Below are 15,490 nucleotides of genomic sequence, written 5' to 3'. Positions count from 1 at the left end.
ATTTTGTAGAATATCCGTGAATTTATTTGACTTTTATGATAAAATGGGAGTATCGCAAAAAAGACTCATCGTATCAAGAATTGAGTAAAAACTAGGAGGAAACCATGTCAACAGAACATATGGAAGAACTAAATGACCAGCAGATCGTTCGCCGTGAAAAAATGGCTGCGCTCCGCGAACAAGGAATCGATCCATTCGGTAAACGATTTGAACGCACTGCTAACTCACAAGAATTAAAAGATAAATATGCTGACCTCGATAAGGAACAACTACATGAATTGAACGAAACTGCTACTATTGCAGGTCGTCTTGTTACCAAACGTGGTAAGGGTAAGGTTGGATTTGCTCACCTTCAAGACCGCGAAGGTCAAATCCAAATCTATGTTCGTAAAGATGCTGTCGGTGAAGAAAACTACGAAATCTTTAAAAAGGCTGACTTAGGAGACTTCCTTGGTGTCGAAGGTGAAGTTATGCGTACAGATATGGGAGAACTCTCTATCAAGGCTACACATATTACTCACTTGTCCAAAGCCCTTCGTCCGCTTCCAGAGAAATTCCACGGTTTGACTGACGTTGAAACCATCTACCGCAAACGTTACCTTGACTTGATTTCTAATCGTGAAAGCTTTGAACGCTTTGTTACTCGTTCAAAAATTATCTCTGAAATCCGTCGTTACCTTGACCAAAAAGGCTTTCTTGAAGTGGAAACACCTGTTCTTCATAACGAAGCTGGTGGTGCTGCTGCTCGTCCATTCATCACTCACCACAACGCTCAAAACATTGACATGGTGCTTCGTATCGCCACTGAACTTCACTTGAAACGTCTTATCGTCGGTGGTATGGAACGTGTTTATGAGATTGGCCGCATCTTCCGTAACGAAGGAATGGATGCTACCCACAACCCTGAGTTCACTTCTATCGAAGTTTACCAAGCTTATGCAGACTTCCAAGACATTATGGACTTAACTGAAGGCATTATCCAACACGCTGCTAAATCAGTTAAAGGTGATGGTCCAGTCAACTATCAAGGAACTGAGATCAAGATCAATGAACCATTTAAACGTGTACACATGGTTGATGCTATCAAAGAAATTACAGGTGTTGATTTCTGGCAAGACATGACCTTGGAAGAAGCTAAGGCAATCGCTGCTGAGAAGAAAGTTCCAGTTGAAAAACACTACACTGAAGTTGGTCACATTATCAATGCCTTCTTTGAAGAGTTTGTTGAAGAAACCTTGATCCAACCAACCTTTGTCTATGGACATCCAGTAGCTGTATCTCCACTCGCTAAGAAAAATCCTGAAGACGAACGCTTTACTGATCGTTTCGAGCTCTTCATCATGACTAAGGAGTACGGTAATGCCTTTACTGAGCTCAACGACCCAATCGATCAGCTTAGCCGTTTCGAAGCCCAAGCTAAAGCCAAAGAACTTGGTGACGATGAAGCGACAGGCATCGACTACGACTACATCGAAGCTCTTGAATACGGTATGCCACCAACAGGTGGTTTGGGAATCGGTATCGACCGTCTCTGCATGCTCCTCACTGATACAACTACTATCCGTGATGTATTACTCTTCCCAACAATGAAATAGAATACAAATCTCCTAGTTACTTTCTAGGAGATTTTTTGATTAATAATAACAAAAAGACAAACTCGATTTTGAGCTTGTCTTTTTGTTATTCAATTAGAATAATCCAAGAACAGTTCCATCACTTTCAACATCCATGTTGAGAGCTGCTGGTCGTTTTGGAAGTCCTGGCATGGTCATGACATCACCAGTTAAGGCAACGATGAAGCCTGCACCAAGTTTTGGTACCAATTCACGAATAGTAATTTCAAAGTTTTCAGGTGCTCCAAGTGCGTTTGGATTATCTGAGAAACTGTACTGAGTCTTAGCCATACAGATTGGTAGTTTATCCCAACCATTTTGAACGATTTGTGCAATTTGGGTTTTAGCTTTCTTCTCAAAGTTTACTTTGCTTCCGCGATAGATTTCAGTGACAATCTTTTCAATCTTTTCTTGAACAGAAAGGTCGTTGTCATAGAGACGTGTGTAGTTTGCCGGATTTTCAGCGATAGTATTGACAACCGTTTCAGCAAGCGCTACTCCACCTTCAGCTCCATCAGCCCATACGCTAGCTAATTCAACTGGAACATCAATTGAAGCACATAGTTCTTTCAAAGCTGCAATTTCAGCTTCTGTATCAGAAACAAATTCATTGATAGCAACAACCGCTGGAATACCGAATTTACGAATATTTTCAACGTGGCGTTTCAAGTTAGCAAAACCTGCACGAACTGCTTCTACGTTTTCTTCTGTTAGAGCATCCTTAGCTACTCCACCGTTCATCTTAAGAGCACGAAGTGTTGCGACAATGACTACTGCGCTTGGAGCTGTTGGTAGGTTTGGAGTCTTGATATCCAGGAACTTCTCTGCACCAAGGTCTGCACCAAAGCCAGCTTCTGTCACTGTGTAATCTGCTAAACGTAGAGCAGTTTTTGTTGCCAAAACTGAGTTGCAGCCATGGGCGATATTAGCAAATGGGCCACCGTGTACGAATGCAGGTGTACCATAGATTGTTTGAACCAAGTTGGGTTTAATAGCATCTTTCAAAATCAATGCCAAGGCACCCTCAACCTGTAAATCACCAACTGAAACTGGTGTGCGGTCATAACGGTAGCCGATGACGATATTGGCTAAACGACGTTTCAAATCTTCAATATCAGTTGCCAAACAAAGGATAGCCATGATTTCTGAAGCAACAGTGATATCAAATCCATCTTCGCGAGGAATTCCATTAAGAGGACCACCGAGTCCAACAGTTACATGACGAAGAGCACGGTCGTTTAAGTCAACAACACGTTTCCAAAGAATACGACGTTGGTCAATTCCTAGCTCATTTCCTTGGTGCAAGTGATTGTCAATCAAGGCAGAAAGAGCATTGTTGGCAGTTGTGATAGCATGCATATCACCAGTAAAGTGAAGGTTGATATCTTCCATTGGTAGTACTTGAGCATAACCACCACCAGCTGCACCACCTTTAATCCCCATTACAGGACCAAGAGAAGGTTCGCGAATAGCAATCATGGTTTTCTTGCCAATCTTATTCAAAGCATCAGCAAGTCCGATGGTAATGGTTGACTTTCCTTCACCAGCAGGTGTTGGATTGATAGCTGTAACCAGGATCAATTTACCGACTGGATTTGCCTCAACTTCACGAATTTTATCAAAGCTAAGTTTAGCCTTGTACTTTCCATACAACTCCAAATCGTCTGCAGAAATCCCAAATTGATCAACGACCTCAACGATTGGTTTTAGATCAATACTCTGTGCAATTTCAATATCTGTTTTCATAACAAACTCCTCTACCTCAAATGTGTTAATTCATTATAACACAAAACAAGATTTTTAACAGACATAAAGCTTTATAACGTTCGTAAATATAGCGCCCTCAAAGGATTTATTGGCTACTATTTAAAATTTTATATGCCTTTATAAGTTTTAACTATAGTTTAAAGTTAGGATTTCACATAATATTTTATCGCTTTCATTTTACTTACTGCTCATTTTTTTGTACAATAGTTCTATGAAAATTTTAGTTACATCTGGTGGTACAAGCGAAGCCATTGATAGAGTTCGCTCCATTACCAACCACTCTACTGGTAGACTTGGTAAAGTTATAACTGAGACTTTACTGAAGGCTGGGCATCAGGTTTGTCTGATTACTACGCAACAAGCACTAAAACCAGCACCACACTCAAATTTATCCATCATTGAAATCAAAAACACTTCCGATTTACTTCGAAAGATGAAACGGATTGTTCCTGATTATCAAGTTTTGATTCATTCCATGGCAGTCTCTGACTATAGTCCTGTTTACATGACTGGTCTTGACCAAGTCCAAGCAAGCCAAGATTTAAGTGAGTTTTTGCATAAGAAAAATATGGAAACAAAGATCTCCTCTAAGGCTGAGGTGCAAGTCCTATTTCTCAAGAAAAATCCAAAAATTATTGCTCTTGTCAAAGAATGGAACCCCAATATTCATCTCATCGGCTTTAAACTGCTTGTCGATGTTACCAAGGAGCATCTGATTCAAATCGCTAGAGAAAGTCTTGAAAAGAATCAAGCTGACTTGATTGTCGCTAATGACCTCACTCAGATTAATGAAAATCAGCACCTGGCTTATCTAGTAGAAGAAAAAGATTATCAGCTTTCTACTAGCAAGCAAGAAATTGCTGACTTGTTAACCAAGAGAATTCAAGAACTTGATCGTTAGAAAGGAAAATTATGGCTCGTATTACACTCGCTGTGACAGGCTCTATCGCCTCTTACAAGGCTGCTGATTTGGTAAGTGGCTTGAATAAACAAGGGCATTCTGTTACTGTACTCATGACCCAGGCTGCGACTGCCTTTATTCAACCTTTAACCCTTCAAGTCTTATCTCAAAATACCGTACATCTCGATCTTATGCAGGAACCTTATCCTGATAAAGTCAATCATATCGAGCTTGGCAAAAAAACAGACTTGTTTATCCTTGCCCCTGCGACCGCTAATACGATTGCGAAAGTCGCGCACGGTTTTGCCGACAATATGGTTACTGCTACTGCTCTTGCCTTGCCACACTATATTCCAAAACTAGTAGCACCTGCTATGAATACCAAAATGTATGACCATCCAGCAACTCAAACAAACCTAAAAACTTTAGAAACTTATGGTTATACAATTATTGCTCCAAAAGAGTCCCTACTGGCCTGTGGCGATGTAGGACGTGGTGCTCTTGCTGATCTTGATACTATTTTACAACAGATAAAGGAAAAACTTCATGAACAAACGCTCTAATATTGCTCCAATTGCTATCTTTTTTGCCAGCATGATCGTCATTCATCTGCTGAGCTCTATTGTCTTTAATGTCTTGCCCTTTCCAATTAAACCGACCATAGTCCATATCCCAGTCATCATTGCTAGTATCATCTACGGACCACGGATTGGGGCTATCTTAGGTTTCTTGATGGGAATGATTAGCTTGACAGTCAATACAATCACGATTCTCCCAACTAGCTACCTCTTCTCTCCTTTTGTACCAAATGGGAATCTAGCTTCACTTGCTATTGCTATTATTCCTCGTATCTTAATCGGTTTGACACCATACTTTGTCTATAAACTCCTCAAAAACAAGGTAGGGCTTATCTTTGCGGGAGCTCTCGGTTCACTTACTAATACTGTATTTGTACTAGGCGGTATCTTCTTCCTTTTTGGAAATGTTTTTGATGGAAATATCCAGAAACTATTAGCTACTGTTATCTCAACAAACTCTATCGCAGAACTGATTATCTCAGCAATACTCACCTTAGTTATTGTTCCGAGACTTGAAAAAATCAAAAAATAAGAGGTCGGGAAAATCCCGACCTCGACTTTTATTTGCACCGAAACTATGCTCTAGCATCTAGTTGATCTTAAAGACTCAAAAAATCCTTTGAAACAATATTTTTCTCTATCTAAAAGCATGATTGTAAAGATTCACGGATATAAGAAAAAGGTTCAATCTTGATAAAATCATTACTTTCCCACAGCCTTTTTATCTGCTTATTATTGGGCAAGACGTGCTTCTTCTAAAATCTTTTCAATCTTTGTTGTTAGCAAATCAATAGCTACTGTATTGGTCACTCCTTCTGGAATAACGATATCTGCATAACGCTTTGTTGGTTCAATAAATTGATGATACATGGGTTTCACCACACCAAGATATTGATCAATAACACTATCTAGACTACGACCACGCTCTTCCATATCACGCTTAATACGGCGAATAATACGAACATCATCATCTGTATCTACGAAAATCTTGATATCCATCAAATCACGAAGTCGTTTGTCCTCCAAAACCAAGATTCCTTCTACGATAAAAACATCTTGAGGTTCTTGACGATAAGTTTTAGAACTTCTGGTGTGGGCAGCATAATCATAGGTAGGAATGTCTACAGGACGACCTGCCAACAATTCTTTGATTTGCTCAATCATCAAATCAGTATCAAAAGCAAAAGGATGGTCATAGTTGGTCTTAATACGCTCTTCAAAGGTTAGATGAGATTGATCTTTATAGTAGGAATCATGCTCAATCATAGAGATTTTTTCATTTGGAAAATGCGACAAGATTGCTTTAGATACGCTTGTCTTTCCTCCTCCAGATCCACCTGTTACTCCGATAATGATTGGTCTATTTTGCATTGTAGCCTCCTTGTTTTTTCCCTTGTCTATTTTACCATATTTTTGATAAATTTTACAGATGGAGTTTTCTACAAAATAGAAGAAAAAATCCTCATAGCCAGAAGCTACAAGGATTTGTAGTTGATTAATCGAAGTTAACGTATTCTTTAGAAAGTTCAAGAACTTCTTCCATTGTTGAACATTCAGTAAGAGCACGGTTAGCGTATTCTTGCATTTTAGCAGTGTCGAGTTTCTTCATCAAGCTACGTGTACGAAGTACAGATGTTGCTGACATAGAGAACTCATCCAAGCCCATTCCGACAAGAAGTGGAACAGCTGTTTGGTCACCAGCCATTTCACCACACATACCAGCCCATTTACCTTCAGCGTGAGCTGCTTTGATAACGTTGTTGATCAAACGAAGGATTGATGGGTTGTATGGTTGATAAAGGTATGAAACTTGTTCGTTCATACGGTCTGCCGCCATTGTGTATTGGATCAAGTCGTTTGTACCAATTGAGAAGAAGTCAACTTCTTTTGCAAATTGGTCTGCAAGCATAGCTGCTGCAGGAATTTCGATCATGATACCAACTTGGATGTCATCCGCAACTGCAACACCTTCAGCAAGAAGGTTAGCTTTTTCTTCATCGAAGACTGCTTTAGCTGCACGGAATTCTTTCAAAAGCGCAACCATCGGGAACATGATACGCAATTGACCGTGTACAGAAGCACGAAGAAGAGCACGGATTTGAGTGCGGAACATTGCATCTCCTGTTTCAGAGATAGAGATACGAAGAGCACGGAATCCAAGGAATGGGTTCATTTCATGTGGCATATCGAAGTAAGGAAGTTCCTTGTCACCACCGATATCCATTGTACGGACAACAACTGGTTTACCGTTCATTCCTTCAAGAACAGTCTTGTATGCTTCGTACTGCTCGTCTTCAGTTGGGAAGTCTTGAGAATCCATGTACAAGAACTCTGTACGGTAAAGACCGACAGCTTCTGCACCGTTGTCATTAACACCTTCAACGTCTTTTGGAGTACCAATGTTTGCTGCCAATTCGAAGTGTTTACCATCAGCAGTAACAGTTTGAGCATCCTTCAAAAGTGCCCATTCAGCTTTTTGTTGAGCGTAAGCTTCACCAGCTGCTTTAAATTCAGCCGCTTGTTCTTCAGTCGGGTTGATAATCACTTCACCTGTAATACCATTAACGGCAAGTAGGTCACCATCTTTAACGATTTCAGTGATATTGTTTGTACCCAAAACTGCAGCGATTTCAAGTGTACGAGCCATGATAGCTGAGTGACTTGTACGACCACCAATGTTTGTTACAAAAGCTTTAACAAAGTTTTGTCCAATTGAGCTGTATCAGATGGAGTCAAGTCGTGAGCAATCACGATCACTTCTTCATTGATAGAAGCTGGGTTTGGCAATTTTTTACCAAGGAGGTTAGCTAATACACGTTTTGTTACGTCGCGGATATCCGCTGCACGTTCTTGCATGTATGGGTTGTCTTCCATGCCTTCAAAGATTGTGATAAACATGTCTGTAACTTCTTTCAGACCCGCTTCTGCATTCACTTTCTTAGCACGGATAGTTTCTTTGATTTGACCAATCAATTCAGGGTCAGCAAGAACCATCAAGTGGGCGTCAAATACTTGTGCCGCTTCTTCACCAAGCGTACCTACAGCCTTCTCGCGGATAAGAGAAAGCTCGTTTTGAGAAGCTTCAAGAGCAACATCCAAACGAGCCTCTTCTGCATTTGTATCTTCGACTGTAACAGTCTCGAATGATAAATCCGGTTGAACGAGTAGATATGCTTTTGCAACTGCAACACCGTCAGATGCTGCGATTCCTTTAAGCATTTCTGTCATTTCCTTATGCCAATCCTTCTTTTTCCATTGTTTCTGAGATTGCAGCGATAGCGTCATCAGCGTCTGCACCTTCAGCAGTGATTGTAACGTCAGCACCTTGACCAACACCAAGGCTCATTACACCCATGATAGATTTAAGGTTAACTGATTTACCTTTGTACTCAAGAGTGATATCTGAAGCAAATTTGCTAGCTGTTTGTACCAACAATGTTGCTGGACGTGCGTGAATACCTGTTTCTGCCACTACGTGGAAATCTTTAGAAGCCATAGTTTGACTCTCCTTTAATAGTTTTCTTGTTGAGTTACATATCTGATAACCCTTACAATTTAGTATTATATCACCTTCATTGATATTTTTCAAGTATTTTATGGACTTTCTTCAATTTCCTTTCAGATAACTTGCTGAAAATCTTCTATTAAATTTAGCAAAACACAGTATGTAGTTTTTGTCGAGACACCTATAATGAAATCATTGCTTTTTCTGTAATTATTTTTCAATACTACACTATATATTGTGTTTGTTAGTAAAATCAGTAAAATAAGTACACAAGATTTAGTTTTAGAAAGTTGACAAAGTTTTTTTTTCTGATATACTAAGAAAGTAATAATTTTTTAAAGAGGAGTTACAGAAATGGTAACCGTATATTCTAAAAACAACTGTGTCCAATGTAAAATGACGAAACGTTTTTTAGACAGTAATAATGTTGAATATAAAGAAATCAATCTTGATGAACAGCCTGAATACATTGATCAAGTAAAAGAGCTTGGCTTTAGTGCCGCTCCTATCATTCAGACACCAACAGAGGTTTTCTCTGGTTTCCAACCAGGTAAACTCAAACAACTTGCTTAAGAATCGAGACAAAAGCTTCTATGTCTATCTTAGAAGCCTTTCTTTTGTAATTAGATAAAGGATTTTTTATGGGATTAAAACAACTTGAAGATGTGACTTACTTCCGTCTTAATAACGAAATTAACCGTCCTGTGAATGGACAAATCATGCTTCACAAAGACAAGGAAGCTCTTGAAGCCTTCTTTAAAGAAAATGTTGTACCAAATACAATGGTTTTCAACTCAATTACGGATAAAATCAACTTCCTCATTGAGCATAACTACATTGAGACAGCATTTATCAAGAAATACTGTCCAGAATTTTTGGAAGAACTGCATCAATTTATCAAGGATCAAAACTTCCAATTTAAGTCTTTCATGGCTGCCTATAAATTCTATAATCAGTATGCTTTGAAAACTAATGATGGGGAATACTATCTTGAAAGCATGGAAGACCGCGTCTTCTTTAACGCCCTTTACTTTGCTGATGGTGATGAAGCGATTGCTATTGATATCGCCAATGAAATCATCCACCAACGTTATCAACCTGCTACTCCTTCTTTCTTGAATGCAGGCCGTGCGCGTCGTGGTGAGTTGGTATCTTGCTTCTTGATCCAGGTAACCGATGATATGAACTCTATCGGACGTTCTATCAACTCAGCTCTTCAACTTTCACGTATCGGTGGTGGCGTGGGAATTTCCCTCAGCAACCTTCGTGAAGCTGGAGCTCCTATTAAAGGATACGAGGGTGCCGCTTCTGGTGTCGTACCTGTTATGAAGCTTTTTGAAGATAGCTTCTCTTACTCAAACCAATTGGGTCAACGTCAAGGTGCCGGTGTTGTTTACCTCAATGTCTTTCACCCAGATATTATCGCCTTCCTTTCAACTAAGAAAGAAAACGCAGATGAAAAAGTTCGTGTTAAGACCCTTTCACTTGGTGTTGTGGTACCAGATAAATTCTACGAATTAGCACGTAAGAATGAGGAAATGTACCTATTCAGCCCTTACTCTGTAGAGCTTGAATACGGCGTGCCATTTAACTACATCGACATTACAGAAAAATACGATGAATTGGTTGCAAATCCAAATATCCGTAAGACAAAAATCAAGGCGCGTGATTTGGAAACTGAAATCTCTAAATTGCAACAAGAATCTGGTTATCCTTATGTGGTCAACATTGATACAGCTAACCGTGCAAATCCTGTCGATGGTAAGATCATCATGAGTAACTTGTGTTCAGAGATTCTTCAAGTCCAAGAACCAAGTCTTATCAATGATGCTCAGGAATTCCTAAAAATGGGTACTGATGTCTCATGTAACCTTGGTTCAACAAACGTGGTCAACATGATGACTTCACCGGACTTTGGTCGCTCTATCCGTGCAATGGTACGTGCCTTGACCTTCGTTACAGATAGTTCACACATCGTCGCTGTTCCTACTATCAACCACGGAAACAGCCAAGCTCATACATTTGGACTTGGAGCTATGGGACTTCACAGCTATCTTGCTCAACAATTGATCGAATACGGATCACCTGAGTCTGTTGAATTCACAAGCATCTACTTCATGCTTATGAACTACTGGACCTTGGTTGAGTCAAACAATATCGCACGTGAACGTGGTGTTACCTTCCACAACTTTGACAAATCAGACTATGCTAACGGAAGCTATTTTGATAAGTATTTGACTGACGAATTTCTTCCGAAATCAGAACATGTTAAAGAACTCTTCAAAGATATCTTTATCCCTACTGCTGTTGACTGGGCTGAACTTCGTGATAAAGTTAAAGCAGATGGGCTTTACCACCAAAACCGCCTTGCTGTAGCGCCAAATGGTTCTATCAGCTACATCAACGATGTTTCTGCTTCTATTCACCCAATTACGCAACGTATCGAAGAACGCCAAGAGAAGAAAATTGGTAAGATCTACTATCCCGCTGCTGGTTTGTCAACAGAAACAATTCCTTACTACACTTCTGCTTATGACATGGATATGCGTAAGGTCATTGATGTTTATGCTGCTGCGACTGAGCACGTGGACCAAGGACTTTCACTCACACTCTTCATGCGTAGTGATATTCCAACAGGCCTTTACGAATGGAAGAAAGAAAACAAACAAACAACACGTGACTTGTCTATCCTTCGTAACTATGCCTTCAACAAAGGTATCAAGTCTATCTACTACGTCCGTACCTTTACCGATGATGGTGGAGAAGTCGGTGCTAACCAATGCGAGAGCTGTGTGATTTAAGTCATCTCTCAAAAGTATTACATTCACTCAATCCATTAAACGTATTTTGCTGATAAAATCATGTAAGAACATAAAAGTCGGGCATCCGACTTTTTGTTCGATTATAGCATAGAATTATGATAAAATAAGAATGATTATGTTATCGCATTACTACATACAGAAAGAGATTTCAAATGAAAACTTACTACAAAGCCATTAACTGGAATGCCATCGAAGATGTCATCGACAAATCAACCTGGGAAAAACTGACGGAGCAATTCTGGCTCGATACGCGTATCCCTTTGTCAAATGACCTAGACGACTGGAGAAAGCTTTCTAACAAGGAAAAAGACCTTGTTGGTAAAGTTTTTGGAGGTTTGACCCTTCTTGATACCATGCAATCAGAAACTGGTGTTCAAGCCCTTCGTGCTGATATTCGTACGCCTCACGAGGAAGCTGTTTTTAACAATATCCAATTTATGGAATCTGTTCATGCAAAGTCTTACTCTTCTATCTTTTCTACCTTGAATACTAAGTCAGAAATAGAAGAGATTTTCGAATGGACCAACACCAATCCATATCTTCAGAAAAAAGCTGAAATTATCAATGAAATCTACCTAAACGGAACTCCTCTTGAGAAGAAAGTAGCTAGTGTTTTCCTTGAAACCTTCCTTTTCTACTCTGGTTTCTTTACACCACTCTACTATCTTGGAAACAACAAGTTGGCCAACGTGGCAGAAATTATAAAGTTGATTATTCGTGATGAGTCAGTCCATGGAACCTACATTGGTTATAAATTCCAACTCGGTTTCAATGAATTGCCTGAAGAAGAGCAAGAAAAACTCAAAGAATGGATGTACGACCTTCTCTATACTCTTTATGAGAATGAAGAAGGCTACACAGAGAGTCTCTATGACGAAGTCGGATGGACAGAAGAGGTTAAAACCTTCCTTCGCTACAATGCAAATAAGGCTCTTATGAATTTGGGGCAAGATCCTCTCTTCCCTGACTCAGCGGACGATGTCAACCCAATCGTTATGAACGGGATTTCAACTGGTACTTCAAACCACGACTTCTTCTCTCAAGTTGGTAATGGTTATCTACTTGGTGAAGTTGAAGCTATGCAGGATGATGACTATAACTATGGACTAAATTAATACCTAACCTAAAAAACATCTAAGTTTATTTATAAACTAGATGTTTTTTTTTGTTTATTTTTGTTTTCTTTAAGTTGCTTAGCTGTTTAAAATATGATAAAATAATATTAGATTTGGGGGTGGTTCAATGCTGAAGCAAGAAAAATTAGATACTATTTTAGAAATTGTAAATACAAAAGGAACTATCACTGTTAAAGAGATTATGAGTCGCCTTGATATTTCCGATATGACAGCTAGACGATATTTACAAGAGTTAGCAGATAAGGATTTGCTGGTTCGAGTTCATGGCGGTGCTGAAAAACTTCGAACAGGTTCCTTATTAAATAATGAGCGTTCTAACGTTGAAAAACAAGGACTACAAACAGCAGAAAAACAAGAAATTGCTCGCTTTGCAGGTCACTTAGTTGAAGAAAGAGAAACTATTTTCATTGGTCCAGGTACCACATTAGAATTCTTTGCGCGTGAACTTCCTATCGATAACATTCGTGTTGTTACCAATAGTTTGCCTGTATTTCTCATTCTAAACGAGCGTAAGCTAACTGATCTCATTCTAATCGGTGGTAATTATCGTTCAATTACTGGAGCATTTGTAGGTACTTTAACCCTTCAAGATATCGCTAGTTTGCAATTTTCAAAAGCCTTCGTTAGTTGTAATGGTATCAAGAATCATGCTATCGCTACTTTTAGTGAAGACGAAGGTGAAGCACAGAAATTAGCACTAGAAAACGCCAATAAAAAATATCTCCTAGCTGACCATAGCAAATTTGATAAATTTGATTTCTTCACATTTTACAATATCTCAGATATCGACACCATTATCACTGATTCAAAATTAAGTGACCAAACACTCCTATCGCTGTCTAAACAAACTAAAATTATAAAGTCAAAACCTTAAACTCTACAACTAGTCATAGAATCTAGTAGCTACTACTAATTCCGTGGCTAGTTTTTTATTTTATATTAAGCGTGCAATCTAAAATATTTCAATTATTTTTCAAATCTATGATTTCTGTATTTTTAATTTAATAGATTCCTCGAATCTGTCTTTTTATATTCCATTTTATAGTCATTTAGTTTTAAAAAAGCACTCTAATGATTCAAAGATATTGGGGACTTCCCTTAATAGACTTCCTGCAAAACAAAATATGATACAATAAAACTATGAATTATGAATCAAGTAAACCATTAACTGATGCACGATTTAAACGCCTTGTTGGTGTTCAGCTCACTACTTTTGAAGAGATGTTAGCTGTGTTAAAAACAGCTTATCAACGTAAACACGCAAAAGGTGGACGAACCTCTAAGTTAAGCTTAGAAGATCTCCTCATGGCTACTCTTCAATACATGCGAGAATACCGTACTTATGAACAAATTGCGGCTGATTTTGGCATTCACGAAAGCAACTTAATCCGTCGGAGTCAATGGGTTGAAGCAACTCTTATTCAAAGTGGTTTTACGATTTCAAAAACTCATCTTAGTGCTGAGGATACGGTGATTGTGGATGCAACATAGGTAAAAATCAATCGTCCTAAAAAAATCAACTAGCTAATTATTCTGGTAAAAAGAAATATCATGCTATGAAGGCTCAAGCGATTGTCACAAGCCAAGGGAGAATTGTTTCATTGGATATCGCTGTGAACTATTGCCACGATATGAAATTGTTCAAAATGAGTCGCAGAAATATCGAACAAACTGGTAAAATCTTGGCTGACAGTGGTTATCAAGGACTCATGAAGATGTATTCACAAACTCAAACTCCGAGAAAATCAAGTAAACTGAAGCCACTAACTCTTGAAGATAAAGCCTATAACCATGCGCTATCTAAAGAGAGAATCAAGGTTGAAAATATTTTTGCCAAAGTAAAAATGTTTAAAATGTTTTCAACAACCTATCGAAATCGACGCAAACGGTTTGGATTACGAATGAATTTGATTGCTGGCATTATCAACCGTGAACTAGGATTTTAGTTTCGCAGGAAGTCTACTACTATTATAAGATGTTTTTTGATTTTAGGATAGTATAAGGTAAGCGCGTCATAACAAGGTATCTATCCTATTTCCCCAACTTCCGGTATACTAGATAAAAATAGTTATCGGAGGAAAGGTATTGTACTATAATAATTCAACTAAACAAACGATTTAGGTCAAGTTCACCTTGTTTGTGGCAAGACAGATATGAGGCAGGGAATAGACTCCTTAGCCTATGTAGTTAAAAGTCAATTGGAATTAAATCCCTTTTCAGGTCAAGTCTTTCTCTTTTGTGGTGGACGTAAAGACCGCTTTAAAGCCCTTTACTAGGATGGTCAAGGATTTTGGTTACTTTATAAACGCTTTGAGAACTGAAAACTGACTTGGCCAAGTACAGAAAAGGATGTTAAAGCTCTAACACCTGAACGCGCCATTAAATCATTGGTTATGGGACGGAGTAAAAGAGTCCAGGGGACTCTTTTAGCCTGAGCTCAGTTTTAAACAGCGAGGGTGGTTGTTTTCTCAAAGTTTTGAAGGAGCTAAAGCAACAGCTATTATTATGAGGTTGTTGGAAACAGCTAAACGTCACCAATTAAATAGCGAGAAATATCTATCCTATCTTCTAGAATATCTTCCAAACGAGGAAACTCTCGTAAACAAAGAGGTTTTAGAGGCTTATTTACCATAGACTAAAGTTGTACAAGAAAAGTGCAAATAAGAAATCTCCGGATTAGGAACTATCAGTGAGTTCTCTAGTCTGGAGATTTTTCAATATACTTCGTTATTGGGCGGTTACGTTACTTACTATTGAACGGAGCAAGACGGACCGAAAATCATATAATTAAAAAGCTAGAGTTCCACAATTGGGAATCTCTAGCTTTTTTGTACTGAGAACTATTTTCTTTGATATTCTTTTCTAGAAAATTTATAGAATTAAGATTCTCAGCTTTTCTTTATTAGAGTATTGGTTTACTCTTCTTCCTCACGTTTTTTAGCGAAGAGGAGTCCGCCTGTTGCTGCTGCAAGAAGTGCTAAAGCAAGTGAAGCGCTAGATTGTTCTGTACCAGTATTTGGCAATTCTTTCGCTCCTGCTTTCTTAGCTGGTGCTTGAGCAGGTGAATCTTGGTTAGCAGCTGGACTAACTGCTACTAAACCATCTGATTTCTTAACAGACTTATCCGCTGGGATTACTGCTGTTGATCCGTCTGGGAAGGTTACAGTT

Annotated in this window: 12 protein-coding genes and 4 pseudogenes; 11 read left to right on the top strand and 5 right to left on the bottom strand. The window is 38.8% G+C overall.

The window, feature by feature from the left end; translation table 11 throughout:
* Positions 1–104 precede the first annotated feature (104 nt).
* Complete coding sequence (gene lysS, locus HMPREF2805_RS02905) at positions 105–1,595, top strand: lysine--tRNA ligase (RefSeq protein ID WP_075231315.1); 1,491 nt, start codon at positions 105–107, stop codon at positions 1,593–1,595.
* A 93-nt stretch (positions 1,596–1,688) separates the two neighbouring features.
* Here lysS and HMPREF2805_RS02900 read toward each other — a convergent pair whose 3' ends face one another.
* A complete protein-coding gene (locus HMPREF2805_RS02900) occupies positions 1,689–3,359 on the bottom strand; it encodes a formate--tetrahydrofolate ligase (protein WP_075231314.1) in 1,671 nt (556 codons plus the stop codon).
* 232 nt (positions 3,360–3,591) lie between these two features.
* On the opposite strand from HMPREF2805_RS02900, the gene HMPREF2805_RS02895 reads away from it, so the two are divergent.
* From HMPREF2805_RS02895 to HMPREF2805_RS02885, 3 genes are read left to right on the top strand one after another with little or no spacing between them, the layout of a single operon-like run.
* Positions 3,592–4,281, top strand: a complete 690-nt coding sequence (locus HMPREF2805_RS02895; protein WP_075231313.1) for a phosphopantothenate--cysteine ligase — start codon at positions 3,592–3,594, stop codon at positions 4,279–4,281.
* An 11-nt stretch (positions 4,282–4,292) separates the two neighbouring features.
* Positions 4,293–4,844 carry a phosphopantothenoylcysteine decarboxylase gene (coaC, locus tag HMPREF2805_RS02890; RefSeq protein WP_075231312.1) on the top strand — a complete coding sequence of 184 codons (552 nt, stop codon included), beginning with the start codon at positions 4,293–4,295 and terminating at the stop codon, positions 4,842–4,844.
* Positions 4,828–5,391, top strand: a complete 564-nt coding sequence (locus HMPREF2805_RS02885) for an ECF transporter S component (protein WP_075231311.1) — start codon at positions 4,828–4,830, stop codon at positions 5,389–5,391. Before coaC ends, HMPREF2805_RS02885 begins: the two co-directional genes overlap by 17 nt.
* Before the next feature lie 200 nt (positions 5,392–5,591).
* On the opposite strand, the gene udk is transcribed toward HMPREF2805_RS02885, so the two are convergent.
* The 3 genes and pseudogenes from udk to HMPREF2805_RS02870 form a co-directional block, all read right to left on the bottom strand.
* Complete coding sequence (gene udk, locus HMPREF2805_RS02880) at positions 5,592–6,230, bottom strand: uridine kinase (RefSeq protein WP_007555045.1); 639 nt, start codon at positions 6,228–6,230, stop codon at positions 5,592–5,594.
* Positions 6,231–6,354: 124 nt separating this feature from the next.
* Positions 6,355–8,087, bottom strand: a pseudogene (gene ptsP, locus HMPREF2805_RS02875) (phosphoenolpyruvate--protein phosphotransferase).
* A gap of 4 nt (positions 8,088–8,091) precedes the next feature.
* Positions 8,092–8,355 (bottom strand): phosphocarrier protein HPr, encoded by a 264-nt coding sequence (locus HMPREF2805_RS02870; protein WP_000146952.1) that lies wholly within the window; start codon positions 8,353–8,355, stop codon positions 8,092–8,094.
* A 363-nt stretch (positions 8,356–8,718) separates the two neighbouring features.
* Between HMPREF2805_RS02870 and nrdH the strand changes: the two genes are divergently transcribed.
* The 7 genes and pseudogenes from nrdH to HMPREF2805_RS02835 form a co-directional block, all read left to right on the top strand.
* Complete coding sequence (gene nrdH / locus HMPREF2805_RS02865) at positions 8,719–8,937, top strand: glutaredoxin-like protein NrdH (RefSeq protein WP_000259242.1); 219 nt, start codon at positions 8,719–8,721, stop codon at positions 8,935–8,937.
* A gap of 68 nt (positions 8,938–9,005) precedes the next feature.
* Complete coding sequence (gene nrdE / locus HMPREF2805_RS02860) at positions 9,006–11,165, top strand: class 1b ribonucleoside-diphosphate reductase subunit alpha (protein WP_075231310.1); 2,160 nt, start codon at positions 9,006–9,008, stop codon at positions 11,163–11,165.
* A 173-nt stretch (positions 11,166–11,338) separates the two neighbouring features.
* Entirely contained in the window at positions 11,339–12,301 is a 963-nt protein-coding gene (gene nrdF / locus HMPREF2805_RS02855) for a class 1b ribonucleoside-diphosphate reductase subunit beta (protein WP_075231309.1), read from the top strand.
* Positions 12,302–12,428: 127 nt separating this feature from the next.
* Positions 12,429–13,196 (top strand): DeoR/GlpR family DNA-binding transcription regulator, encoded by a 768-nt coding sequence (locus HMPREF2805_RS02850; RefSeq protein WP_075231308.1) that lies wholly within the window; start codon positions 12,429–12,431, stop codon positions 13,194–13,196.
* Positions 13,197–13,462: 266 nt separating this feature from the next.
* Positions 13,463–14,268 (top strand): annotated as a pseudogene (locus tag HMPREF2805_RS10540) (IS5 family transposase).
* A gap of 189 nt (positions 14,269–14,457) precedes the next feature.
* Positions 14,458–14,598 (top strand): annotated as a pseudogene (gene tnpB / locus HMPREF2805_RS10535) (IS66 family insertion sequence element accessory protein TnpB); the annotation flags it as partial.
* A gap of 172 nt (positions 14,599–14,770) precedes the next feature.
* A pseudogene (locus HMPREF2805_RS02835) lies at positions 14,771–14,956 on the top strand (IS66 family transposase); the annotation flags it as partial.
* 281 nt (positions 14,957–15,237) lie between these two features.
* On the opposite strand, the gene HMPREF2805_RS02830 reads toward HMPREF2805_RS02835, so the two are convergent.
* Positions 15,238–15,490 (bottom strand): LPXTG cell wall anchor domain-containing protein (locus tag HMPREF2805_RS02830; RefSeq protein ID WP_075231304.1); only part of this gene is annotated, 253 nt, incomplete at its 5' end.

It is taken from the genome of Streptococcus sp. HMSC034E03 (assembly GCF_001811505.1).
Taxonomy (GTDB): Bacteria; Bacillota; Bacilli; order Lactobacillales; family Streptococcaceae; genus Streptococcus.
The sequence above is the reverse complement of the archived record's forward strand: the minus strand, read 5'-3'. Positions and strand labels throughout refer to the sequence as shown.

Excerpts from the sequence above, each read along its gene's own strand:
- lysS (WP_075231315.1), top strand. The coding sequence starts at position 105 with ATGTCAACAGAACATATGGAAGAACTAAATGACCAGCAGATCGTTCGC.
- HMPREF2805_RS02900 (WP_075231314.1), bottom strand. The coding sequence starts at position 3,359 with ATGAAAACAGATATTGAAATTGCACAGAGTATTGATCTAAAACCAATC.
- HMPREF2805_RS02895 (WP_075231313.1), top strand. The coding sequence starts at position 3,592 with ATGAAAATTTTAGTTACATCTGGTGGTACAAGCGAAGCCATTGATAGA.
- coaC (WP_075231312.1), top strand. The coding sequence starts at position 4,293 with ATGGCTCGTATTACACTCGCTGTGACAGGCTCTATCGCCTCTTACAAG.
- HMPREF2805_RS02885 (WP_075231311.1), top strand. The coding sequence starts at position 4,828 with ATGAACAAACGCTCTAATATTGCTCCAATTGCTATCTTTTTTGCCAGC.
- udk (WP_007555045.1), bottom strand. The coding sequence starts at position 6,230 with ATGCAAAATAGACCAATCATTATCGGAGTAACAGGTGGATCTGGAGGA.
- HMPREF2805_RS02870 (WP_000146952.1), bottom strand. The coding sequence starts at position 8,355 with ATGGCTTCTAAAGATTTCCACGTAGTGGCAGAAACAGGTATTCACGCA.
- nrdH (WP_000259242.1), top strand. The coding sequence starts at position 8,719 with ATGGTAACCGTATATTCTAAAAACAACTGTGTCCAATGTAAAATGACG.
- nrdE (WP_075231310.1), top strand. The coding sequence starts at position 9,006 with ATGGGATTAAAACAACTTGAAGATGTGACTTACTTCCGTCTTAATAAC.
- nrdF (WP_075231309.1), top strand. The coding sequence starts at position 11,339 with ATGAAAACTTACTACAAAGCCATTAACTGGAATGCCATCGAAGATGTC.
- HMPREF2805_RS02850 (WP_075231308.1), top strand. The coding sequence starts at position 12,429 with ATGCTGAAGCAAGAAAAATTAGATACTATTTTAGAAATTGTAAATACA.